The sequence below is a fragment of the Halomonas sp. HAL1 genome (genome assembly GCF_030544485.1).
GTDB classification, from domain to species: Bacteria; Pseudomonadota; Gammaproteobacteria; order Pseudomonadales; family Halomonadaceae; genus Vreelandella; species Vreelandella arctica.
In genome coordinates this window covers 1,379,330-1,403,612 of the sequence record NZ_CP130610.1, presented here as the reverse complement: position 1 = coordinate 1,403,612, position 24,283 = coordinate 1,379,330, and the positions used below count along the sequence as shown (strand labels likewise).

Below are 24,283 nucleotides of genomic sequence, written 5' to 3'. Positions count from 1 at the left end.
TCTTCTTAGACGTAAGGATGATTGCATGGCCGTATACAACGACCAAGAAGACATAACGCCCTCCTGGTACGCTATTCAATGCAAAGGTGGCGAATCATTTCGCGCCGCTGAAAATCTTTCCAACCAAGGGTACAAGATATTTCACCCAGTACTTAATGCACAGCGTAAACGCCAGGGCAAGCTGGTCACTATTGCCGAGCCACTGTTTCCTTACTACCTATTCATCTGTTTGGATCAAGTGGTGAGTAACTGGCGGCCAATTCGCTCTACACGTGGCGTCCTACGCCTGCTGACCTTTGGCAATAAACCCATGGCGGTTCCTGACTCGCTCGTCGAAGTGCTACGCGCCCAGCCACATCAAAAGGAAGGCATTCACACCTACTTCAGCGCCGGTGAGAAAGTCACCATCACCGACGGCCCCTTCAAGGACCTGGAAGCCATCTTCACCCGCTGCAAAGGCGAAGAGCGCGCCATCGTACTGCTCAACGTCCTCAACCGCCCACAGCATCTCGACGTCCCTCTCGGAACCTTAAGCAAGTTGTAACGACGCTCCACGGCGAATCAATATGCGCGACTATGGGCCTTCAAAAGCTAACTATTCTGCATGGAGGTACGGGTGGCAACCTACCGACGCGCGTATATTCCCGGCGGCAGCTACTTTTTTACAGTCGTCACCTACGCACGACAACCACGTCTCGCTGATCGTCTAAATATTGAAGCCCTGGGCCGGGCCGTGCGTTTCGCCGTGTTAAAAACGAGCGCCCCTTCATGATGCGTTTGTTCTACTCCCCGATCATCTTCATTGCCTCTTGACGCTCCCAGAAGGCGACGCCGACTACTCATCCCGCTGGCGAGACATCAAAAAATACGCATCAAAGGAATTCCTCTTCCCACACGGCATTCAAAACGCCTGGCAGCGCGGTTTTTGGGAACACGTCATCCGTGACGAAAACGACTGGCAACGCCACATGGATTACATCCACTACAATCCCGTCAAGCAAGGCTGGACCAAAGCACCCCGCGATTGGGAATGGTCAAGCTTCCACCAAAACGTTCAAAAAGGCTGGTACGAACCCGGCTGGGGCACCCAACAAGCACCCAACGTAGCCGAGATGAATTGGGAACAATGCAAACCGTAGCGCGCCCGATTACTTACCATAACCAGTAAACGCACCCGCATTGGCGGCGGAACGACGCCCAAGGGCAGATAACCACCCCCAGCACGGCTGCACACTGCCCCCCCAGCGGGCAGCCGTCTGGCAGCTCTATTCTTTTAACACACCCGCTAACAGTGCTTTAGCATTCTCAATCAACTCGTCTAAATGCTGCTCGCCTTTGAAACTTTCGGCATAAACTTTATAAAGTGATTCTGTGCCGCTGGGGCGAGCGGCAAACCAGCCGTTTTCAGTGGTAACTTTAATACCACCAATAGCGGCGCCATTGCCCGGCGCGGCTACCAACACCGCGGTAATCGGATCACCTGCCAGCGCTTGCTCGGTCACGCTCTCAGCGCTAAGGTTTTTAAACGCCGCTTTCTCTTCGGGTGAACAGGTGGTATCAACACGCTTATAAAAAGGCTCACCAAAGCGCTCAGTAAGCGTGCGGTAATACTCGCCGGGCGTTTTGTCAGTGACCGACATGATTTCCGCTGCCAGCAAGCACAGCACAATGCCATCTTTATCGGTAGACCAAGCCTTACCCTCGCGCGTTAGCAAACTAGCGCCAGCGCTCTCTTCACCGCCAAACGCCAACCAGCCTTCGTGCAAACCATCCACAAACCACTTAAAGCCCACCGGCACCTCGTAAAGTTCGCGCCCATGAGAAGCAACCACGCGGTCAATCATCGAAGATGACACCAGTGTTTTGCCCACTTTTAACGACGCTGCCCACTCTGGGCGATGGGTGATCAGGTAATCAATGCACACCGCCAAAAAATGGTTTGGATTCATCAAACCGTTGGCATCCACAATGCCATGGCGATCCGCATCAGGGTCGTTGCCAAAAGCGATATCAAAGCGGTCTTTAATTTTGAGCAGATTGGCCATCGCCGCAGGGCTTGAACAATCCATCCGGATTTTGCCGTCATGGTCCGGCGGCATAAAGGCGAATTCTGGATCAATCGTAGTATTAACCACCTCCAGATTCAGCTTGAAGTGGGCCACTATCGCCTGCCATACCGGTAAAGCCGTACCCCCCATGGGGTCAACGCCCAATGTTAGATTGGCTTGTTGTATAGCGCCCATGTCCACCACTTTCGCCAACTGGGCGACATAATGAGCGGTGAAGTCGTACTCTTGGGCATGGGCAATCGCTTGCTCAACTGGCACAGTGGGTACATCTTCCACTTTACGCAACAGATAAGCGTTAGCGCGCAGCTCAATCCAGTCGGTGGCATCAGTGTCTGCCGGGCCGCCATGGTACGGATTATACTTAATTCCGCCATCTTCCGGAGGATTATGCGAAGGGGTGATAATTAAGCCATCTGCCAAGGCGCCATCCGGCACCAAGTTATGCTGCAAAATAGCGTGGCTGACGAGCGGTGTGGCGGTATAGCCGTGATCTTTCTCAACAAAAACAGGCACATTATTGGCAGCCAGCACCTGCAGTGCACACTCCCAAGCAGGCCGCGAAAGCGCATGGGTATCAAAACCTAGAAACAACGGCCCCTGATAGCCCGCTTTACGCCGGTAATCGATGACTGCTTGAGTAATCGCCCAAATATGGGCTGCGTTAAACGTTCGCTCAGTAGCGCGGCCACGATGGCCCGATGTGCCAAACGCAACACGCTCTTTAGCTTTGTTAGCATTTGGTATTTCATCAAAAAAAGCCTTTATGATGGCATCCATTTACGTCTCCCTTGCTCCATTCAGCCACATATTGATTGCTTCTATTTTTTAAAAAGACGTTTTAGCATATCGACATTCTTCTATTTCACGCCATAAACGCCTTTTTAATCAACAAGATAATGCATGGTCACGTGCGAAGCGAGATGCATCGATTTTAATTAACAAGTGCTTTGGCTATTTGTTCAGCGCAGTGTTGGGCCTGGTGCGCATCGACAGCTTCTACCATCACACGAATCAACGGTTCAGTGCCTGATTTACGCAGCAACACACGACCATCTTGGCCTAATGCCGTTTCCACCAGGGCAACGGCAGCCTGAACCTGATCCGTTTCCAGCGGGTCAATATCTGCCTGAGCGGTATAACGCACGTTGATTAGCGTTTGTGGCAGTTTGTGCATCCCCTGTTTGGCATCAAACAGCCGCGTGCCTTGCTGTAATAAACAGCTAAGCACGCGAAGCGACGCAATAATGGCATCCCCGGTAGAAGCATGATCTAAACTCAATAAATGGCCTGAGCCTTCACCACCTAAACGCCAGCCGGTGGCTTTAAGCTGCTCCATCACATAGCGGTCGCCCACCTTGGCGCGAAGAAAGGGCATTTCCAATCCCGCCAATGCCTGCTCTAAGCCTAAATTACTCATTTGAGTACCCACCACACCGCCGCTATACCCTAATGCTTTGGCATCTTTGGCCAGCAGGAACAACAATTCGTCACCATCCACCACTGTGCCGGTGTGATCGACCATCATCAAACGGTCGGCATCGCCATCTAACGCAATCCCCAGGTCGGCCTGGTGGGCAAGCACCGTTTCGCACAGGCTCTGCAAATGGGTAGCACCACAATACTCATTAATATTAATACCGTTCGGCGTATCGTGAATGCTAATGAGCTCTGCACCCAGCTCACTATAAACAGCAGGGGCCACCTTATAGGCAGCCCCGTTAGCCGAATCGACGACAATTTTAAGCCCGTTTAGGCTCAGATGCCCCGGCAGATTAGCCTTACAATATTCAGTGTAACGACCAGCCGCATCATCAATACGGCGTGCTTTACCTAACTTAGCAGAACTAACGCAGCTCATGCCGCCGTCAATAGCCACCTGTAACCAACACTCAATCTCATGCTCCTGATCGTCGGTTAGCTTTTGGCCTCCCTGGGCAAAAATTTTAATGCCGTTATCATCGAAGGGGTTATGTGATGCGCTAATAACCACGCCCGCATCCGCCCGAAAGGTAGAGGTTAAATAGGCAACACCAGGGGTAGGCAACGGCCCCACCAAGGCAACGTTCACCCCCGCCGCCGAAAAGCCCGCTTCTAATGCAGATTCCAGCATATAGCCACTAGCGCGGGTATCTTTACCAATCAGTACCTCCTTCACCCCTTCAGCGCCCAATACCTTACCCGCCGCCCAGCCAAGCTTCATGGCAAAAATCGGGGTCATGGGAAATTCTCCCACCCGACCACGCACACCGTCCGTGCCGAAATATTTACGCATTTTAAATGCCCTGAACTGTGAGTAGCGCGTGGTAACAAGCGCTATAAGAAACGAACATAGCAAGAAACCCTAATAAGAGTTTACCGCCATCAATCACTGCCGAACAGGTCACGGGTATACACTTTAGCTTCCACATCGCTCAACTCAGCGACCATGCGGTTAGCCAGAATGACATCACACTTCTCTTTGAACGCGTCCAGATCTCGTATGACGGTTGAACCGAAAAATTTGTCTTCCTCCAGCACCGGTTCGTAAACCACCACTTCCACCCCTTTCGCTTTGATGCGCTTCATCACACCCTGCATGGCACTGGCGCGGAAGTTATCTGAGCCCGTTTTCATGATAAGGCGATACACCCCCACTACGCTCGGGTTGCGGCGCAGCACCGAATCCGCAATAAAGTCCTTGCGCGTACGGTTGGCATCCACAATCGCCTGAACGATGTTGCTCGGCACATCGGCGTAGTTGGCCAGCAGCTGCTTGGTATCCTTCGGCAGGCAATAGCCGCCATACCCAAAGCTTGGGTTGTTGTAGTGCTTGCCGATACGCGGGTCTAGGCCAACCCCCTGAATGATCTGCTTGGCATCCAGACCGTGGGTTTCCGCGTAGCTGTCCAGTTCATTGAAGTAAGCGACCCGCATGGCCAGGTAGGTATTGGCAAACAGCTTGATTGCCTCAGCTTCAGTGCTGTTGGTCAACAGCACCTCAACATTTTCAGCCAATGCCCCCTGTGTTAGGAGCTCAGCAAACGTTTTCCCACGCTCGGAACGCTCACCAACAATAATGCGCGAAGGGTACAAGTTGTCGTGGAGCGCCTTTCCTTCACGCAAAAACTCAGGCGAGAAAATCAGGTTTTGAGTATTAAAACGCACTGCGGCTTCTTTGGTGTACCCCACCGGCACGGTGGATTTAATCACCATGACGGCCTTAGGGTTAATACGCATCACCTGCTCAATGACCGCTTCAACGCTTTTCGTATTGAAATAATTAGTTTGAGGGTCGTAATCGGTGGGGGTAGCAATAATCACGAATTGAGCATCAGCGTAAGCCTGGTCGGCATTTAGCGTAGCGGTGAAGTTCAGGTCGTCACGATTTAAGAAAGCAGCTATTTCCGTATCTTCAATAGGAGAACGGCGGTTATGCAGCAGCTCGACCTTTTCGGGAACAATATCCACCGCAACTACCTCATGGTGCTGCGCCAGCAGCATTGCGTTGGAAAGCCCTACATAGCCCGTTCCGGCAACGGCAATTTTCATGCTAATTTTCCCTAACCTGTCTTTAAAAGGTGGCTATAAAAGCCGACTATAAACAACCAGCCACAAAAGTTAATGCTAATTAAACTAGCTAATCAGAAAGTGCAGAAACGGGCAATCTTTAATCGTTCGGTGCGTGCACCGGTTTAGTGCCCCCACACCACAAAAAAGGGATTGAGCTTTTCACTGGGGTTAGCGTAGCTAAGCGCAGTCCCTTCCAGGGTTTCCACCCGGCCGCCCGCTTCCAGCACCACTGCATGGGCAGCGCCAGTGTCCCACAGGCAGGTGGGGCCCAAACGCGGGTAGGCATCGGCAAACCCTTCGGCAATGATGCACAGCTTTAACGAACTGCCCATGGGCAGCATGGTGTGCTCACCCAACTTTTCCAGCCACGCGGCCAGGTCTGGGCTGGGGTGCGAACGGCTACCCACCACGCGCCACGAGGCACCCGGCTTCGGCTTGCCTGCCACAGCAATAGCCTTACGCTCGCCGTTGGGCTCAACCTTGAATGCCCCCAACCCTTGGGCAGCTACGTAGCCAACCCCCAGCGCGGGGGCGGTTACCACGCCCAGCACCGGTTTGCCATTTTCGATCAGGGCAATGTTAACGGTAAACTCGTCATTGCGTTTAATGAATTCCTTGGTGCCATCCAGCGGATCCACCAGCCAGTAGCGGCCTTCGGCATCAGCACCAGTAAAACCCTCAATATCCTCTTCGGAAAGGATTGGAAACTGCACCGGCAGCGCCTGCAATCCTCGCACAATGATATGGTGGGCTGCCTTATCCGCCTCGGTCAGCGGGCTGTTATCCGCTTTCTTTTCCACGCTGAAATCGCGGGCGTAAACGCACATAATGGCCTCGCCCGCTTCTCGGGCAATACGTTCAACGGCGTCCAACAGAGCTTGATCAGTAAGCGCCATATTATAGTCCTTGCATAAGACATATTTATTGCATAAAAAAGCTGTCAGGCAGAAGCCACTCTCGCCACTGCCTGACAGCCAGCGCATTTCAGAATCAGTTAACCATGCCACGTTAACGCAGTGCTGCGATCACAGTGTCAGCCGTTGCCTCCGCAGCTATTTCGGATTTTTTGAACTATATATTCAGCTTTTAAGAGCATGTTAAAAAATCAAAATAATCATTACAACAATTAAAATAAATTTATTAAATAAAAAAAGCCAGCACTAGGCTGGCTAAAAAACTCAAAGTAATATATTAATTCAGCCTATTGGCATCTTGTAGCTTTAACACACCACTGAGCGCAGAATCTTGACTGACTACTAACAAAGAAGTCACGTTTGCTTTCAGCATGATATTTTCCGCATCTGCAAAAATTTCAGCTTCGTTGATAGTAAGCGGGCTATGAGTCATTACATTCGCAGCAGTAAGCCCATCAAAACTGTCATGATTATACAAAGCCCGTCGCAAGTCACCGTCAGTGATAACACCTTTTATCGAGCCATGATCAACAACAACTGCAATACCCAAACCTACTTGAGTAATTGTCATGATCACTTCTTTCATATTATCTTGAGGCGCGCATATAGGTAGTTCTGTGTGCATAACATCTTTAACGCGAGTTAATAAGCGCTTACCTAAACTACCGCCAGGATGAAAAACTGCAAAATCATGCGGCTTAAAATCACGCCGTTCTATCAATGCGACAGCCAAGGCATCCCCCATCGCTAGAGCAACGGTAGTAGACGTTGTGGGCGCCAGGTTATTTGGGCACGCCTCCCTCTCCACTGAAACATCTAAAACCAAGTCGCTGTTACGTCCCAGCGTAGAGTCTGGATTACCTACCAAAGCAATTGTTTTTACACCAAAGTGACGAAGTGAAGGTATTAAACGAATGACTTCTTCTGTCTCACCACTATAAGAAATCAAAATGACAACATCTTCAGCGGTGAACATGCCCAAATCGCCATGATAGGCTTCAGCAGGATGTACAGCAAAGCTTGGGGTACCAGTTGAAGCGAGCGTAGCGGCAATCTTGTTACCGATAATCCCCGACTTTCCCATTCCAGAAACCACAACACGCCCGGACGTATTGAGTACCATCTCAACAGCTTGGTCAAACGAATCATCAAGTCGGCCAGCCGCCGCTTCCAATGCGCGGGCTTGAACTTCAAACACCACTTTACCGACATTAATACTAGACATACAGCACACTTCCTTTGCAGTTCAAATTACTGTGCGGCACCACTTGAAACAGAATGAAAACCTGCCGCGGAATTAAATACATCAGATTTACCATGCGCTACTAGAATAGCATCTGCAAGTTCTCGGAAAGCACCTTGGCCACCTCCAAGAGTTAATACTCCCGTGGCTTGCTGCTTCACATAGTTAGGCGCATCAGCTACGGCGTATGATTGCCCGCAAGCAACGAATGCTGGAAGATCAATTGAATCGTCACCAATGCAAGCCGTTTGTTCTGAAGTGACCCCCGCTTTCGCCATGAGTTCAAGGCATGCAGCTTCTTTATCCTTAACACCAAACGCATGCAGCGTGATGCCGAGATCATCTACCCGTTTGCGTAATGTGGCAGAATCACGCCCTGATAATACAGCCACCCGAATTCCGCTTTCTTCTAGGAGGCGCATTCCTAGACCATCACGTACATGAAAGCGCTTTAAGCACTCCCCTGTTGCATCGTAATAGATACCACCATCGGTCAGTACGCCGTCCACATCCGTAATCACCAATTTAATTTTGGCGAGCGGAGAAACAGGTAGATGGGGTTTGCCAGCAAGGATATCACGCACCTTTTCTAGACACTCAGGTGTATCCACACCAGGCCCTGTGGGCTTAACTTCAAACGCGCTGATACGTAACCCGGCAGAGAGCAATCGAAGCTGCTCCAGCTGCTCGGTTTGCTCTAAAGCCGAGGGCGGTAATGAAGCGTATTGCTCAAGTATTCGTTTGCGATATGCATAAACGCCTACATGCTTTTTAAATCCAGGGTGTTTATTAACTTCACGAGGATAAGGTATAGGAGACCGGCTGAAATAAAGCGCATTGCCTTTTTGACCCAGCACAACTTTTACAACGTTAGGATTCTGGGCTTCTTCGTCGTCAATAGCGTGATAAAGCGTTCCAACATCAACGTTGTTATCTGCCAACATGCCTTGAGCTAGTTGCTCTACATCGTCAGGTCGAACAAGGGGTTCGTCGCCCTGTAGATTAATATAGATGTCGGCTTTTACTTGCTCCATCACTTCAACTAGTCGATCAGTGCCCGAAGGATGGTCCGGGGATGTAAGCACTACATTTCCACCGAAGGCATGTACTGCATCAACGATTCGTTGATCATCTGTCGCTACAACCACAGTACTAGCGGAAGGCACTTGCTGTGCCTTCTCATATACCCACTGCACCATTGGCTTACCCAGCAAGTCGGCAAGCGGCTTACCCGGCAAACGACTTGAGCCATATCGCGCGGGAATAATCAATGCTACACGCTGTAATTCAGACACACCCTACTCCTTAATCAATCTCAAGTGCTGGCATGGCCTTCACAGCATCATCAATAGCTTTGACCTGAATAAGGAAAGGCTCTAGCAGGTGTAGAGGTAACGCACTGGGGCCATCGCACTTGGCATTGTCCGGATCTGGGTGGGCTTCTAAGAACAACCCGGCTATCCCAATCCCCATCCCGGCACGTGCTAACTCAAGAGCCTGTTTGCGACGACCACCTGATGCGGCGCCAAGCGGATCGCGCTGCTGAAGTGCATGGGTAACATCAAAGATAATCGGCAAGTCACCACAGGTTTCTTTCATAACACCGAAGCCCAACATATCAACCACCAGATTGTCATACCCAAAGCTGGTGCCTCGGTCACAAAGCATTAACTGGTCGTTACCCGCCTCTTTGAACTTCTCAACAATATTAACCATTTGCCCAGGGCTTAAGAACTGTGGCTTTTTGATATTGATGGGCTTGCCAGTTTTCGCCAGAGCCATTACCAGATCCGTTTGGCGTGCAAGGAAGGCGGGCAACTGAAGAATATCCACTACTTCAGCAACTTGAGCTGCCTGCCAAGGTTCATGCACATCGGTAATTACTGGCACGCCAAACTCTTTTTTCACATCTTCAAAAATGCGCATACCTTCTTCTAAACCAGGGCCACGGTAAGAGTGAATAGAAGAACGGTTGGCCTTATCAAAGCTAGCTTTGAATACATAGGGGATCTCAAGCTTGCCACACACTTCAACATATTTCTCACAGGCGGTCATCGCTAGATCACGTGATTCAAGGACATTGATGCCTGCCAATAGGGTAAATGCTTTACCATTCGCTATAGAGATATTGTAGCCGTTCAAATTCATGGTCATCATTCCGTCTTTGATGGTGGTTCTTTCCAGTGATCAAGCTTTGCCTTGGAAAATTTTGATTTACGACCTCTATTCCAGGTCACTCCTTGCCTGACAATTTTTGCAGGTGTACCTGCGATAAGCACATTCTCATCGGTAAATTTCTTATTTACAAACGAATAGGCACCTACGATAGAATCATTAGGTATTTCAGAGCCTTTGCTAATTAAGCTACCAACGCCCACCCACACATGATTGCCGATTTTAACAGAGGCGGGGTGGTTAACACGTTCCCGAGATTTAACATCTACGACAGAGTGGGCATCAGTGGTGCGTATTTCTATATCCCTTGAGAACATGCACCAATGACCTATTTCAATATTGCAGCCTTCTTGGCATAAAAGATATGCCGATTGAAAAGTAGAAAACTTACCTATTGTTACAACTTGATTATTCCCCCTAACAATTAACCTTCCTCTAAAAACGACACCTTCTTCAAAGAAAACTTTATTTGAATCACCAGAGATAGAAATCTTAGCAACGACTGTAGAGTTGACATCTATTTCAAACACATTCCCCACACCAACTATATCCAAATCAACTTTTGCAAGTTTAGCTTTTGAAGATATAATATCGTTCTTTGTAGTGTCACCTATGACAGTAAACTTCTTTTTTTCTTGAGACTTCTCATTATTCGGCATTAAAGAAAAAAGGCTCACAGCCTTCGAAATAGAAAAAAACTTCTTTAGTTTAATAAAATTAAAACTCATTTATAGACACTTTTCAATTTTCAATAAATTATCAATCGCATCTTTAAAGCCCGGATATTTCTTGACACATAGCTCAAAAACGGGCAAAGCCTTACTAAATTTCTTTTCATTTTTATACATTAAACCAATTCGATACAATGTCCATTTAGAAAGTAAATTAAAATTTACAGCACCACTATCTACCAACCTAGAAAGAGATTTGTAGTCTCTTTTAAAATAAAAATAATTAATACAATCTGATGTAGATACTCCTATCGATCCTTTAATGGTTTTTTTCTTAAAACCTGCCGGCGCAAACACAACGTCTCTCAAATGCTTAACCTTGTTTAAATTTAAAAACTTTAACTGATAAAATTTTTCGGTAAACTCATGCCTTGTTTGCTCTAAAATATTTTGATCCAAAAACCATTGATCAATTTCATTCGTATAGCTTTTTTTAATATTAGCCACAAGCTGAGTAAGGAAAGCCCCACCAGTAGAAGTTGAGTTTATAAACAATCTACCAGCCTGAATTCTTTGCCAAGGTAAGCCTGTTTTCTTTTCCTTAAAGCCAACATCAATAGTAGACAATTCATCAAAGATAACATCTGGAGCGGAGTTAAAAATGCAATCAATGTCAATAATGAACATTTTTCTAAAAAAATCACGCGAAATCCAATCAGCAACTAAGAATCGACTAAAAGCAAAAAACCACTTATTATTATCCCCTTTAAGAGTTATAAAATACACTCCTTTTTCGTTATAACTTTTAATATTTTTATTCAAATATTCAAGCAACAACTCATTTGGATTTACTACAGCGACAAGCAATTCTGAAGAAACAGACCCATAAGAAACATAGCTTTCAATTAACCCAGAGCTATAACTATCAAAGTATTCAGAATCAGAAGTGGCAATAATAACGTTATTTTTCTTAGGGGAAGCACCAAGATATTTACACTCCAAAGCATCAAATATATGATTATAATTTTTTTCAACATAAAAGCTAGAACCCCCCCTTAACCAAGAGCAAGATTTTCCCTCGATCAAATGTCCTCGCTCAGAAACTTCATTTCCAACTTTTTTAAACAATTCAATTGCTTTACTTCGATCATAGTTATAAATCCAACCTGCTATATAAAAATCTTTATAAATCAACAAATCTTCCGAAACATTTAATGCTAGAAACGAAGAATAGTTTTCATCATTACCAGACAACAACAAGCTCATTCCTAATAAATTAATAGAGTACGCCGTTAACTCGACCACCTCATTGCTTAAACAAGTATCAATTATTTGTTCATACTCACCTTCTTTGAAATAATTGAATAAAGCATCATTATTTGAATTCATCAAGATCACCTTTATATGTTTTTTTGGGCTTGAACATACAACACATTAAATCAAACACAATAGCAAACCTCAATAAAAACTATTTCCCAATAATACCCAATATCTTACATGGTCAACTTATAAGTAAATAGCTTCACCAAGAAAGAAATCCAACCCCTTTCAGCTCTCAATTTATTATAAAAGGAAAGATTTTATTTATTGCTAGCTATATAATCAATAGCATCCTCTATTTCACATCTTTGCTGTATATTGGGGTCATAATATTTAGACAAAGCTATATAACTATAAAAGAACACTTCTTCTAAGCTGCGCTTTTTAGTTCTGCGCTCTACTTCAATCTTATCAGTTGTCAAACCCCAGTTAGAATAAAAAGGCGCGCCATAACAAGTCACTTTCTTCCCAGCCAATAATGCTTCGAACCCCATACCGGATGTGCCAACATATACTTCATCAACGATATCAAACAATGCATAAGGATTAATATCATAGTTAACCGTTGATATATTGTCCATATGCTTAGTAAAAGCTAATTTTTCAACATTGTAGTAACTGGACTTACCACCTTTAATAGCATCAGGATGCTGTTTTATAATGATCTCAGCGTTGGGGTTTAACTTAATTGCATCGTGGAGCATTCTATCAAATGTTTTCTCATCAACGAGTCCTGATGCTACTGATTGGTCACCGAAGCGTTGGTCTAACAATAAAATTTTACGTTTGTCAGATTTTCCTATTTTCAAAGGTAAATCAGGAGCATGATTATATTTAGAGACCCTATTACTCACTATTTTATGAATAATTTTTTTAGACCTTTCTATTTGTTGAATAGTCAATCGTGAATCTGAACTCAATAATGTTTCTAGTCTTGATGGTTTAGTGGCATCATAGTAAGAAGTTAAATCATCAATAATGATTGAAAGAGTAGGCTCTCCAGACAGGCCAATATCCAATGACCGGATAAAACCATCTTCTATAATAATTATTGGCTTACCAAGAGCTTTAGCAATTATGCGTTGGTTAGCTTTACTATCATTATCTCCAATACCCCATTGAAAAAAAGCTTCGACTGCTGATAGAGAACTTGCAGATGCAAGTCCAACACTGCTATTTAACTTTAAGCGTGCATTAAGCATATCCGGCAAGTATTTCTGAACGCCAAGCCAAATCTTATCATTACTTGGAATGGCTATGACATCTAACTTCTCATTTTTCAAAATCTTTTCAAATGGTGTTTTATTTAGCTTTACTATTCGTTCTTTATTAACAATGTCTTTTAACACTTTTTTAATGCGTGTTGCTGCTAGGCCATCAAAGCTACCTACACCGAACATGTTTGATGCCCATTCAAAACCTTTTTCTGGTATATAATGTTTGCCAGCTTCAATAATGCCTAATTGATTTTCAATTCCTTCAATATTAGAAATAGCTGGAATACCAACCTTCTTCCATATTTGATTGAACTCAATGTACTTTATCGAAAACGATGGGGTATCAGCTAGAATAGCTTCAAAAAGCATAGTACTATTCACTGAAGTAACTATATCTGAATGAAAAATAGTTTCCTCAGCATTAACAAAATAACAATCAGCATCATCGATTGCAGCATTATTAGACTCAATAAGTTTTCCTGTTAATTCCTCGCCTAAAATATCATCTTTAGAAGGTGGGAGTCTTACTACTAATTGATAGCCATATTTTTGTGATGCAATATATAAATCTTCTACTGCTCTTATTTGAGAATCACGGGCTATCTTTACATCAAACTGAGAATCTAGCGATTGTGAGGCAAAAAGAATTATCTTCCTTTCCGGATTTAATCCAAACAATGCACAGTACTGTTTTCGACTAAGCATCGGACTATAATTTTTATAGGTATCAAACTTTGGTGCCCCTACTTTTATAAACCTATCACTCGGATAGCCTCGCTCAACAAATATTTCCTCTTGTAGCTGCCCCCAACCTAGGACCAAGTCAACTGTGGGTGTCATAGCATTAGTTTTAGGACACCAATAATATTTCGATCTATCAGCAAAAACTGACTCATGAGGGATAAGTATGGTTGCAATATCAAGCTCTTTACATACGGACGCGATTATTCTCATCACTGGAGACCAATCAAACGTAAAAACAAAAGCTGCAATTTTATCTTTTATTGGTATAAGCTTTCTAGCAACCATTTTTCGATACAAAACGGGATTATTTAATGCAAACCTTAAAATATCTCGTCTTAGTTCATTAGGATCACCTCCTTTTACGAGGTCGAATGCTAATAACTGGTATATATCATCATTCTTGATTTTATTAATCAGTGTATTACCATGTTCAGCAATCCATGGCATGTATAGGAAAACCGACTTCGAGGGTACATCGCTAACTAGCAAATAACTGTTTGGATTATTATTATACCACAATGGGATTTCAGCACTTTTTATACTTTCATCATTTGAATTTTTAGTCGAGTTTTCATCTTCCTTTCTTTCAGATTTGATTAGAGCATTACTTTTAGTTTTAATACTTTCTTCAAAAGAGGGGTTAGATAAAATATTAACTACATAATCAAAACTGACTTCACTTCCAGTATCAACATTAAAATATCTTGGGTAAACAAGATATGCTATAGAAAAAATTTCATTTATTTTAAGTTTTCTCTTTCTGCGCTCATTTTTTTGACGATCATCAGTTAATCCCCATCCCGAATAGAATGGACATCCCAGCGTGGTAACTGTGATTCCGCGGAGTAGTGCCTCAAAGCCTCCCAATGATGTGATCGTGTAGACATGGTCTACAGTTTCAAAGGCATTCGCCAATGGCACATCTTTTTTCAAGACCAGGGCTATATTTTCCACGTCCTTGGGGTTTGATTGATAAGCTCGATGACCACTCATCACATCTGGATGTGGCTTATAAATAACTTGTGCACCTTGGTTTTCTTCGACCGCCAAACGCACTACATCGTTATTGGTGAGCTTTTTATCACAACCATATTGAATGGAAGCGTCGTCTTCAACCTGACCCAATACCAATATTCGCTTTTGGGTTTTGGACCCGTAAATAGTTTCAATCTTAACTGATTGGCTGTTATTGTATTTGCTGACCCCTGTTTCCAACAGCAATTTAATCCCTTCTTTGGCCTGATCTAGCAGCTCCGGTTTGCTTGAAAAATCAAAGTTATTCAGCAAGTCTTCCAGATCAGAAGGCCTTGTTGCATCAAAATAGGGAGTTTTGCTATCCAGGCAAAGTGACATTGGCGGAGCCTTGGTCGCTCCTAACTGGACAGAACGCACAAATCCATCCTCCACGAATTTGGTAGATATTTTTTCCTCTCTTAAAAACTCTAAAATATATTCGGGTGCCTTGAAGCCCCAGATAAACACTTGGCATGACTCTTTCAGTGATAGGATTTTCTTACGATATTGGGAATTAAACTGGCTTTTCTTTATATCTTTAGGAAGAAAAATAAGATCGTATTCTGAGAAATACATGCGCAGGTAAGTTTTCCAGGTACTGAAACCTACTACGAATATTTTTGGCTTACCTTCTCTTAATTTTTTATTTTTAACGGCATCTTCAAAAAACATTACTGGATGTTTCAATAACTTTGTCAGCTTGCTCAACTTATTCACCTATTAGCATTAATCAAAATATGAGTCACGGAGCGATGCGTACTGGTCACGCAATTTCTGATATTCGTTACGTGCCTGTTCCATTAGCCTTTTAGCTTCTAAAACTTCTTTTTCGTTGGCACTCGCTTTTTTTCCTTGTGCTACCTTAACGCTCTCCTTTTCAGCCATGCTGTCATGATATGCTTTAATGGCATCGTCCACGTTATCGTACCAAAACGCGTTACCCTGATTTATCCATATTCCTGCATCACACAGCTCTCGTAATATTCCCTCACTGTGTGAAACGATAATGATACTAGCCTTGCCTATTTTTTCTTTGAATGCTGACGTCGCCTTTTTTCGAAAACTCAAGTCACCTACTGATGTTGCTTCATCTGAAATGTAAACATCAAAATCGAAAGCGAGTGACAAGCCAAATGATAGTCTTGAGCGCATACCTGATGAATAGGTGCGCACAGGTTCATCAAAAGCACTACCTATTTCCGCAAACCCTTCAACAAAATCAATGACGCGTTTGATCTCTTTAGGGTTGCTACCTTGAGCACGTGCAACAAATTTTACATTCTGGCGTCCGGTCATGTTGTTTTGCATACCACCAGAAAGCCCCACGGGCCAGGAAACACGGCTATAGCGAATGACCTCGCCTTTATCTGGGGTATCCATACCTGCGATTAGGCGTAGTAATGTGGATTTACCCGCGCCGTTAGGGCCAATCAGCCCTACACTCACTTGCTTGGGAATGGTCAGATTGATGTCTTTGAGCACCCAGTCACTGCCGTGGTGGTTGTGGTAGCGCTTGTAGAGGTTTTTTATTTCAATCATTTTTGGTTTGTGAATTGTGAGTGGTGAATTGTGAGTGGTGAATCAGGTGCGTGCTCCTCAACTCACTACTTACCATTCACTACTTTCACTTCTTTTCCTTTTCGCTTATAGAGTTTTTCCAACTCGCTTTTGAGCGCTGCGCGAGCAGTTTGTTCACCGTGCACCAAGCGAATGGTGTGGGGCCAGCGGCGCATGCGTTTGACGAAGTTGAGCAGGTTCTTTTGATCGGCGTGGGCGGAGTAACCGCTGATAGAGGTCACGCCTGCCTTGATATCGATTCGCTCGCCATCGATGTTGACCCAACCGCCCTGGGGGCCGTACTGCTGAATATCTCGCCCTGGGGTGCCTGCGCCTTGGTAGCCTACGAATAGTACCTGATGGCGTTCATCGCCCAGCATGGCTTTCAGGTAATTCATGATGCGCCCGCCTGCACACATGCCGCTGGCAGCAATCACTACCGCTGGGCGGCCTGTTTTGGCTAGGTACTCCACGGTTTGCTCATGCTCTGCGTGGCTATCCACCGTGTAGAGGTTGGCAAAGTTGAGCGGATGGCGGCCACTGCGCAGGCGGCCCTGGGCTTCTTTATCCCAGTAGGGTTTCAGCTCGCGGTACACCTGAGTAAAGCGTGAGGCTAGCGGGGAATCCACGATAATTTCGAGCGATTGCCATTGGGGTGAGCGCGCTTGATGAATAATGGTTTCAAGCTCATAGAGTAATTCTTGCGTTCGGCCAATGCTGAACGCAGGCACCATCACCGTGCCGCCGTTAGCGAGTGCTTGCTCCACGGCAGCTTTTAAGGTGGCGCGGCGCTGGCGGCGGTCTGGATGTCGGCGGTCGCCGTAGGTGCTTTCGAGCACCAGTTGGTCACAGCCGTGTGGCGATTTAGGTGCCGGGAGTAGCGGTGCGTAGGGGGCGCCTAGATCACCGGAAAATACGACGCGCTCTTTTTGACCGGTGACGGCATCCTGGTAGCTTACTTCTACGTAGCTTGAACCCAGAATGTGCCCTGCCCGTTTGAGTTTGATGCGGGTGGTGCCTCTGCCGCCCATGCCTGAGCCAATGCTGGAGTGACCGCTTACGTCGCTTGCTGACCCTATGTTGTGCCATTTGCCGTAAGGCACGCTAATAATCTGCTTTTCGAGCTGGGCTTGAAAGCGCTCTATTAGTTGGGTGTTGCGGGTAAAGCCGATTTTTAGCGCGTCTTCAATAACCAGTGGTAGCAGTTTGGCCGTGGGGATCGAACAGATGATGGGGCCGGTGAAACCAGCGGCCAGCAGGTAAGGCAGCCTGCCCACGTGGTCGATGTGTACGTGGGTGATGATCAGGGCCCTGACGGTGCTGATATCGAATTCGATTTGTAGCTGCTCGAAGCTGTCTTCGGTGGCGTCTTCACCTTGGAAGAGGCCGCAATCTACCAGTAGGGATTCGTTTTGATTGAGAACCAGTTGGTGGCAGCTGCCGGTGACACCAGTGGCGCCGCCGTGGTGGATAATTTCGAGCATTTGAAACCGTGAGTTGTGAGTTGTGAGTTGTGAGTTGTGAGTTGTGAGTTGTGAGTTGTGAGTTGTGAGTTGTGAGTTGTGAGTTGTGAGTTGTGAGTTGTGAGTTGTGAGTTGTGAGTTGTGAGTTGTGAGTTGTGAGTTGTGAGTTGTGAGTTGTGAGTTGTGAGTTGTGAGTTGTGAGTTGTGAGTTGTGAGTTGTGAGTTGTGAGTTGTGAGTTGTGAGTTGTGAGTTGTGCAGAATTATCGACTTTGTAAATGGCGAATCAACCCACCGAGTAAACCAGATACTTGGTGAATTAATTCAATGGCAGTTGTCACATCTCGAATGTAACCAAGGCGCTGGGCAATCAGCAACTGGGTTTCAATTTCACTCAACGAGCCACGTGCGATAAACAAAAAACGAATAAAATCTTTATCACTTCCTCTTGCTGCGCCTTCTGAAATATTGCTTGGAATTGATATAGAAGCTCGCCTCATCTGACTTGTGAGACCAAATCGTTCGTCATCAGGAAAGAGCGACGTAATTTGATAGACGTGTTCGACCAGATCCATCGCCTGCTGCCAAACTCTCAGTTCCTGATGCTTCCTCATTCCCACCCCTACCACTTACTATTCACGACTCACCACTAACCATTCACAACTCACGACTCACACTTCACGCCTCACCTAATCCCTGTGATCCTTGATGATCATGATCAGCATGCTGAGGATGAAGGCTAAGAAGATGGTGATGATGGCGAATACGCTGCTGTTGTAGAGCCGGTTCGGTTCTGTGGGGTATTCCGGCATTAGCGGGCTTTGCAGCACGCTTACTTGCTTGAGTTGGCGGGCAGCTTCAAGGCGAGTATTTTCAAGTGAGGCCAATGCGTTTGAGTAGGTTTCCTGGGCGAACTGTGCCTGTAGCTCTAGCGTTTCATATTCGGCGGAAACGCTGTTAAGCGAGTCCCCGGATGCCTGAGCGATACGATCCCGCTGCTCAATAATTTGGTCGCGTAGCGCGGTGATATTGCGTTCCACCTGGCGTAACTCAGGCGATTGAGCACTTTGGTAGCTTGAAAGCGCATTGCGTTGGGCTTGTAGGCGGGCAAGGTCTGCTTCAAGTGTTGCGACGACTTGATTGATGCTGGCGACAGTATCGGTTGGCGATACCAGCCCATACTCATTCTGGTATTCCAGCAAGGCCTGGCGCGTTGCGGTAAAGCGTTCATCCAAGCGTACCATTTGCCGCTCCAGGAAGTGCACCTGCTCGTCGGCCAGGCGGTGACCCATTTCATTCATATGGTCTTCACCGGCTTCTAACAAGAGGGTGGTCATTTCGTGGGCAAATTCTGGGGTATAGCCCTGCACTTCTATATTCAGTACGCCTGCATACTCATCTAGCTCTACCTTTACTCGGCGCAGGTAGTATTTGTGCAGGTCTTCGATTGGGGCATCGCGATCACCTAGCTTGGCAAAAATATCGCCATGCTCGGTGTAATGCTCACGGATATTGAGGTCTTTATCCAGGCGGCGCAGCATATCCACTGAGAGTAAGTGCTCACGTAGCAGCAGTAGGTCTGCAGTATTACCTGCGCCTCCTCCCATTAACGATGACAAGCTGAGTTCCGGCGTGGCGACCTGCGGGCTTTCTAACACTACGGTTGCCCGTGAGACATAACGTTCTTGAGCAATAATAAACCAGTAAAACGACACCAGAAAAATAGCTAGAAAAGCCAATGCCCAGTGCGGGGACTTACTAAAAAACCGACGTATTTTAACTTGCATGGATTATTTGGCCTTCAAACGAACAGAAAAGCGCAGGTGCATTAATAGCCCCAGGGCATTTAAAGTGAGCGTAACCAGCCAAAAATAGAGCATGCTGGTACCGTGAATGGTTTTGTAGTTTTCGAAGAACCCGAGACGTAATGTTTCAAGCGCGTGGGGGATGGGATTAAGCATTAAATATTCGAGTAGCCAGTGCGGTAGTTGGTTAAGCGGAAAAATGACCCCAGAAATGATTAACAACGGAAGTGATATCATTCGAATTACTCGTCCAATTTCTGGCACCAGTGTTGAAGCTACTGATGTTACAAGTCCTAATCCAAGGCCGAGACTCCATAACGAGAGCCAAGCAGCCATCGCCCGAATGGCATTGTCAGGGTACAGCTCCAAGCCCAGCATTAAGCCGCCGACAATAAACAGTAAAAAAACAAAAGTCCGTAACATACCCTCCAGAAAATTACGCACTAATACCGGATCAACAGGCTGAACCTGCCTGTATGCGAACAGAGCGCTATTACCTTCAATAGCTCCCATACCGCGTATCATGCCTTCACGCACTAAGAAAAAACCCATTAGGCCTGCAATCATCCAGGGGATAAATGGCGCGTTTGTAATGAGTCGATCACTGCGTATAAAGCTACGAATGGCGACCATAATTGCGACCATGGCGACTGGCTCAAAAATCATCCAGAACCAGCCCATACGGTCTGACATGGTGCGAGAGATGGCTTCTCGCATAAACATGGCATACCACACGCTGCGGGTTACCTGCCACGGCGTGCGGGCTCTCCGTGGCTGAGACTGAGCGTTTATGTTTTCCATAGCGTTAATTCTTCAGAGAGATACATGATGTGAATCGTGAATTGGAAGTAGTGAATAGTACCTCCCTACTCACCACTCACCACTCACCACTCACCACTCACCACTCACCACTCACAATTCTTACAGATCAACCGCTACGCGGGTGGCGACTGCTACTTGGTAGAGTATCTGCGTGATGGTGGAGGCTAGCTGTAGGTTGTGAGTGGGAGCTGCAGGCATGACCAGGATTTCATCACCGGGGCGCAGGTTGACGTTGCGAGCGTTCTCGACCGCGCCGTTCTGGCGTACCACTAGGATGTGGTCGTCATCTGCACGCTCGGTAAAGCCACCTGCGCCTTCGATGTAATCGATCACACTCATGCCGGGGCGGTAGACCGCTGCTTGGGGCACCAGCACTTCCCCACTAATAAGCATGGAGTCACTGACTTCAGGAATGGTGACCACATCGCCATCCTGCAGACGAATATCGGAAATGCGACCATCGTAAGCGACTACCAAGCGGCCACTGGGCTCCAGTTCGCTGGCACGGGCGATGAAGTCTTGAATCAACTGTGCTTCCTGAACTCGAATGGCGGCTTCTTCATTGGTATTGGAAGGCGCGCCGAGGTAGGTGGTTTCCAGGCGGCGTAGGCTGTCTTCCAGCGACTGGGCCTGCTGCTCCTTGACGCTTTCCCGCTTGATTGAAATGCTTTCCACGGCGGTCATGCTTTCCGGCACGGCGATGGCATCCAGCAGTTCGCTCAGGCGGACATCCCTGGGTAGCGCGTAGCGCGAGGGGCCATAGTAGCTGCCCTCTACTTCTACCACGATGGTCTCACTGCGCTGGTCCGAGCTGAACAGTACTTCATCGCCACTGCGAATCGTTTGGCCGTAGAACATATCGATGGGGAAGTACTGGGCAATGGGGCCGTCTTCACGGTCGCCACGCAGCAGTACATGGGAAACACCGCTTTTCAGCCGTGCCAGGTTTACTAATTCGGCACCGCTTAGCTGGTTACCGACCAACTCGTAGCGATGCTGGCGATGTACATCACCGCCGACGGCAATGGCCGGGCCGCGCTCTTCCACCACAATAGTGTCACCATCCTGAAACTGCGGGCGGGCAATGCTGCCATTAAGCAGGAAGTCATAAAGATCGACCGTGGCCACAGTGGTGTTGTTGCGCACCACGCGCACTTGGCGGTAGCTGCCCAAGTCCTGATCGATGCCGCCCGACTGATCGAGGAAGTAAAGCAGTGAGTCGTTCGGCGTGCCGGCGTAGCGGCCGGGGTTTTCTACGTAGCCCGTGACGTACACCGCTACCGGCTGAACGCCTTGCAGGTTGGTGTAGACCTCTACGTTATCCGGGTAGACGGAGGTAATCGCACTGCGCACGCTGTTATCGACTTGCTGACTGCTTTGGCCTTCTACATTCAGCGGGCCAGAGCCGGGAATAAAGATGTTGCCCTGGGCGTCCACCGGTAGCACGCGGTCAAACTCAACTGCCCCCCAGGCACGTACGGTGACTTGGTCACCGGGCTTGATGCGGTAATCCGGATTCAGGCCATCGCCCATGGCGCCACGAAAGCCGCCGGTAAACAGGTTGGCGCCAAACGGTGGCAGCGCATCCGGGTTTTGCGGAGGTTGTGATACCGGGCCATAGGTGCCACTGCGCCAGTCTGCGCGTGGAGTATCGTTCACCTGCTCTTGCTGCTGAGCACCAGCGCCCTGTTGCTCCTCCTGTTCGGGCAGAATACTGTCGGAAAGGCTTAGCGACTGTGCCAGGGTGGTACTGGCGGTGAAAGTGCTGATCAGCGCGAGTGAGGCCACGGCCACGGTGCGCTTAAGCGATGCACGGTTAAGCGGTTTTAAAACGTTCATCAGTTACGCCCCTGTGCTGTTTGCGCCACAACGCGTTGATTGACCCAGCCGTTTGGCGTTTTACACACCAGGGCCGAGCGGGCGGCGTTGCCTGCCACTCCAATCACCTGCAGCTTGCGGCATTCACGACCGCTGGCAGCCAGGTAGGCAGCGTCGGCAACAACTTCAACATTGTTACCCCATGGGCTGCGGGCCACATTCATGATGGCACCGGCGGGGGCTTTTGTTAGGAAGTCGTTGAGGCTTTCGTCTTGGAGCAATGTGGCGGGGTCATTATTGAGCACGTACTGTGCTTCTTGCTGGCCAGAGCCGGAGGGATAAGAGGCGCAACCGCTGACAATGACTAAACTAAGCGCCGCCAGCAGCATGCGAGCTGGCGACACGAAGGAACGTTGGGATAATGGCATATTCGATTCCAAATTAAAGGCACGCTACCGCCCAGGGGTTATAACGGACGGATTCCCTTGCCCTACTCTTCTGCGCGGGTGAATGTGGTGGTGCGCGACGCTCTTGCTGGACTAAAAACGTAGATATCAGACTAGATATTTCGCACCAGCCCACCATTGTAGGGGAATACCGGTGCTGCCTCTACATCGACAGCTCTTGTACAAAAACTCAGTTTTCTGAGGAACTTAAAATTTCACCAAAAAAAAACCGGCTGATTTCGAGCCGGCTTCTCAGTAGCCTCGCGGCCACCTGTCATAGCAAGGTGAATGTATCGCTGGTCAAAGCGCTTGGGAAGCTTTGCTGAGGGGAACTACACTCGTAATATACTGGCGTTTCAGGGTTCCCCATAGTACGGCAATCCAGAAGGCATATATCATTATCCCACTGTTATGAGATAAAAAGGTTTGTGTCAGACCGAAATCAATATAAGTGACTGGTAATAACACCCCTGCTACCGCTAGCGACCGTTTGGCAATATCCGGCTCAGAAAAATGACGAGCAAATAACCGTAAAGGTACTAGGTAAAGTAAAAGCAAAACGATTACACCTACAATGCCGCGCTTTGCAAAAGCATCAATCATTTCATTATGCGCGTGTCCGTAGCGAAGAATGCCTGATTCAACGACGCCCTCACTTGCCAGCACGCTCATCTGCTCTCGATAGCCGTTTTCACCCCAGCCGAATAGCGGCTTTTCACTAATCATATGGCCTGCACCACGCCACATTTCAAACCGGGAACCCACAGAGGTGACTCGATTATCACCTGATGCATACTGGCTCACATCATTAAATGCTTGATGCACTCGATGCTGCACCCCTGCTTGTGGAATTGTATAAACCAGTATGCTAGCTCCTACCAAGATCATCACTAAAGCGAATTTGAGCCAATTGGCTAAATGCCTTCCATATGCACGATAAAGCACCCATAAAACGATGGGGAAACCAATCCATCCACCTCGACTACCGGAAAATAGTGAACCTAGAATTCCAAATGCCGCCCCTAAGAGTAAAAAGCAAACCCACATATTGCGACGCTGCTGTACCATTGCCCAGCCCAAACCAGCCAAACATAGTACCCCGACCAACATACTTAGATTGCCGAATTGAATCACGTGTGTGTAACCACTAGCACGGTCAGACTCTTCGATAATTTTCTGCCAACCTGCCCAACTTCCAGTGGTGATCGCTCCAAACGCTAACCCACTCCACAGAAACGCTAAACGCGGCGGACAAGCTATGATTAGAAACATGGCAGGGATAGCCATTGCTAATCGGCTCGGTCTATCGATACCACTTATACCTATGCTATCCCACCAAGCTTCTAGGGCATGGACAATGATATAGGCGAAAAATGAGCCAATGAGCAGTCCGTCTCGACGGTCTAGATTAAGAGCGGGCCGCTGAACAAGTAAGCTTATGCTTCCCAAGACTAACAT

At 47.2% G+C, this 24,283-nt stretch carries 20 protein-coding genes; 2 read left to right on the top strand and 18 right to left on the bottom strand.

Annotated features, from left to right (window positions below):
* Positions 1 to 25: 25 nt before the first annotated feature.
* Entirely contained in the window at positions 26 to 544 is a 519-nt protein-coding gene (gene rfaH, locus Q3Y66_RS06630) for a transcription/translation regulatory transformer protein RfaH (RefSeq protein WP_008960008.1), read from the top strand.
* Between the two features lie 265 nt (positions 545 to 809).
* On the top strand, positions 810 to 1,139 hold the full coding sequence (locus tag Q3Y66_RS06625; RefSeq protein ID WP_238528601.1) for a transposase: 330 nt from the start codon (positions 810 to 812) through the stop codon (positions 1,137 to 1,139).
* A 126-nt stretch (positions 1,140 to 1,265) separates the two neighbouring features.
* On the opposite strand, the gene pgm is transcribed toward Q3Y66_RS06625, so the two are convergent.
* The 18 genes from pgm to Q3Y66_RS06535 all read right to left on the bottom strand — a co-directional run bounded on the left by pgm (position 1,266) and on the right by Q3Y66_RS06535 (position 24,283).
* The gene (pgm, locus tag Q3Y66_RS06620; RefSeq protein WP_008960005.1) at positions 1,266 to 2,846 is read right to left on the bottom strand and encodes a phosphoglucomutase (alpha-D-glucose-1,6-bisphosphate-dependent); all 1,581 of its coding nucleotides are present in this window, start codon (positions 2,844 to 2,846) and stop codon (positions 1,266 to 1,268) included.
* 154 nt (positions 2,847 to 3,000) lie between these two features.
* The gene (glmM, locus tag Q3Y66_RS06615; protein ID WP_035587535.1) at positions 3,001 to 4,341 is read right to left on the bottom strand and encodes a phosphoglucosamine mutase; all 1,341 of its coding nucleotides are present in this window, start codon (positions 4,339 to 4,341) and stop codon (positions 3,001 to 3,003) included.
* Between the two features lie 89 nt (positions 4,342 to 4,430).
* Entirely contained in the window at positions 4,431 to 5,597 is a 1,167-nt protein-coding gene (locus Q3Y66_RS06610) for a nucleotide sugar dehydrogenase (RefSeq protein ID WP_008960003.1), read from the bottom strand.
* Between the two features lie 143 nt (positions 5,598 to 5,740).
* Complete coding sequence (cysQ, locus tag Q3Y66_RS06605) at positions 5,741 to 6,514, bottom strand: 3'(2'),5'-bisphosphate nucleotidase CysQ (protein ID WP_008960002.1); 774 nt, start codon at positions 6,512 to 6,514, stop codon at positions 5,741 to 5,743.
* Between the two features lie 295 nt (positions 6,515 to 6,809).
* Entirely contained in the window at positions 6,810 to 7,757 is a 948-nt protein-coding gene (locus tag Q3Y66_RS06600; RefSeq protein ID WP_008960001.1) for an SIS domain-containing protein, read from the bottom strand.
* Positions 7,758 to 7,783: 26 nt separating this feature from the next.
* Positions 7,784 to 9,070, bottom strand: a complete 1,287-nt coding sequence (kdsB, locus tag Q3Y66_RS06595; RefSeq protein ID WP_008960000.1) for a 3-deoxy-manno-octulosonate cytidylyltransferase — start codon at positions 9,068 to 9,070, stop codon at positions 7,784 to 7,786.
* Positions 9,071 to 9,080: 10 nt separating this feature from the next.
* A complete protein-coding gene (gene kdsA, locus Q3Y66_RS06590; RefSeq protein ID WP_008959999.1) occupies positions 9,081 to 9,923 on the bottom strand; it encodes a 3-deoxy-8-phosphooctulonate synthase in 843 nt (280 codons plus the stop codon).
* 5 nt (positions 9,924 to 9,928) lie between these two features.
* Positions 9,929 to 10,678, bottom strand: a complete 750-nt coding sequence (locus Q3Y66_RS06585; RefSeq protein ID WP_008959998.1) for a type 12 methyltransferase — start codon at positions 10,676 to 10,678, stop codon at positions 9,929 to 9,931.
* On the bottom strand, positions 10,679 to 12,010 hold the full coding sequence (locus Q3Y66_RS06580; protein WP_008959997.1) for a hypothetical protein: 1,332 nt from the start codon (positions 12,008 to 12,010) through the stop codon (positions 10,679 to 10,681).
* 191 nt (positions 12,011 to 12,201) lie between these two features.
* Positions 12,202 to 15,624 carry a cell surface saccharide synthesis protein gene (locus tag Q3Y66_RS06575; protein WP_008959996.1) on the bottom strand — a complete coding sequence of 1,141 codons (3,423 nt, stop codon included), beginning with the start codon at positions 15,622 to 15,624 and terminating at the stop codon, positions 12,202 to 12,204.
* Positions 15,625 to 15,642: 18 nt separating this feature from the next.
* Entirely contained in the window at positions 15,643 to 16,455 is an 813-nt protein-coding gene (locus Q3Y66_RS06570) for an ABC transporter ATP-binding protein (RefSeq protein WP_008959995.1), read from the bottom strand.
* Positions 16,456 to 16,520: 65 nt separating this feature from the next.
* Positions 16,521 to 17,957 carry an MBL fold metallo-hydrolase gene (locus Q3Y66_RS06565; RefSeq protein WP_035587534.1) on the bottom strand — a complete coding sequence of 479 codons (1,437 nt, stop codon included), beginning with the start codon at positions 17,955 to 17,957 and terminating at the stop codon, positions 16,521 to 16,523.
* Positions 17,958 to 18,197: 240 nt separating this feature from the next.
* Entirely contained in the window at positions 18,198 to 18,548 is a 351-nt protein-coding gene (locus tag Q3Y66_RS06560; RefSeq protein ID WP_083832285.1) for a four helix bundle protein, read from the bottom strand.
* Between the two features lie 75 nt (positions 18,549 to 18,623).
* Entirely contained in the window at positions 18,624 to 19,721 is a 1,098-nt protein-coding gene (locus Q3Y66_RS06555) for a chain-length determining protein (RefSeq protein ID WP_008959704.1), read from the bottom strand.
* Positions 19,722 to 19,724: 3 nt separating this feature from the next.
* On the bottom strand, positions 19,725 to 20,462 hold the full coding sequence (locus Q3Y66_RS06550; RefSeq protein WP_238528597.1) for an ABC transporter permease: 738 nt from the start codon (positions 20,460 to 20,462) through the stop codon (positions 19,725 to 19,727).
* A gap of 198 nt (positions 20,463 to 20,660) precedes the next feature.
* Complete coding sequence (locus tag Q3Y66_RS06545) at positions 20,661 to 22,400, bottom strand: polysaccharide biosynthesis/export family protein (RefSeq protein ID WP_008959702.1); 1,740 nt, start codon at positions 22,398 to 22,400, stop codon at positions 20,661 to 20,663.
* Complete coding sequence (locus Q3Y66_RS06540) at positions 22,400 to 22,807, bottom strand: DVU3141 family protein (protein WP_008959701.1); 408 nt, start codon at positions 22,805 to 22,807, stop codon at positions 22,400 to 22,402. Before Q3Y66_RS06540 ends, Q3Y66_RS06545 begins: the two co-directional genes overlap by 1 nt.
* A 318-nt stretch (positions 22,808 to 23,125) precedes the next feature.
* Positions 23,126 to 24,283 (bottom strand): O-antigen ligase, encoded by a 1,158-nt coding sequence (locus tag Q3Y66_RS06535; RefSeq protein ID WP_008959700.1) that lies wholly within the window; start codon positions 24,281 to 24,283, stop codon positions 23,126 to 23,128.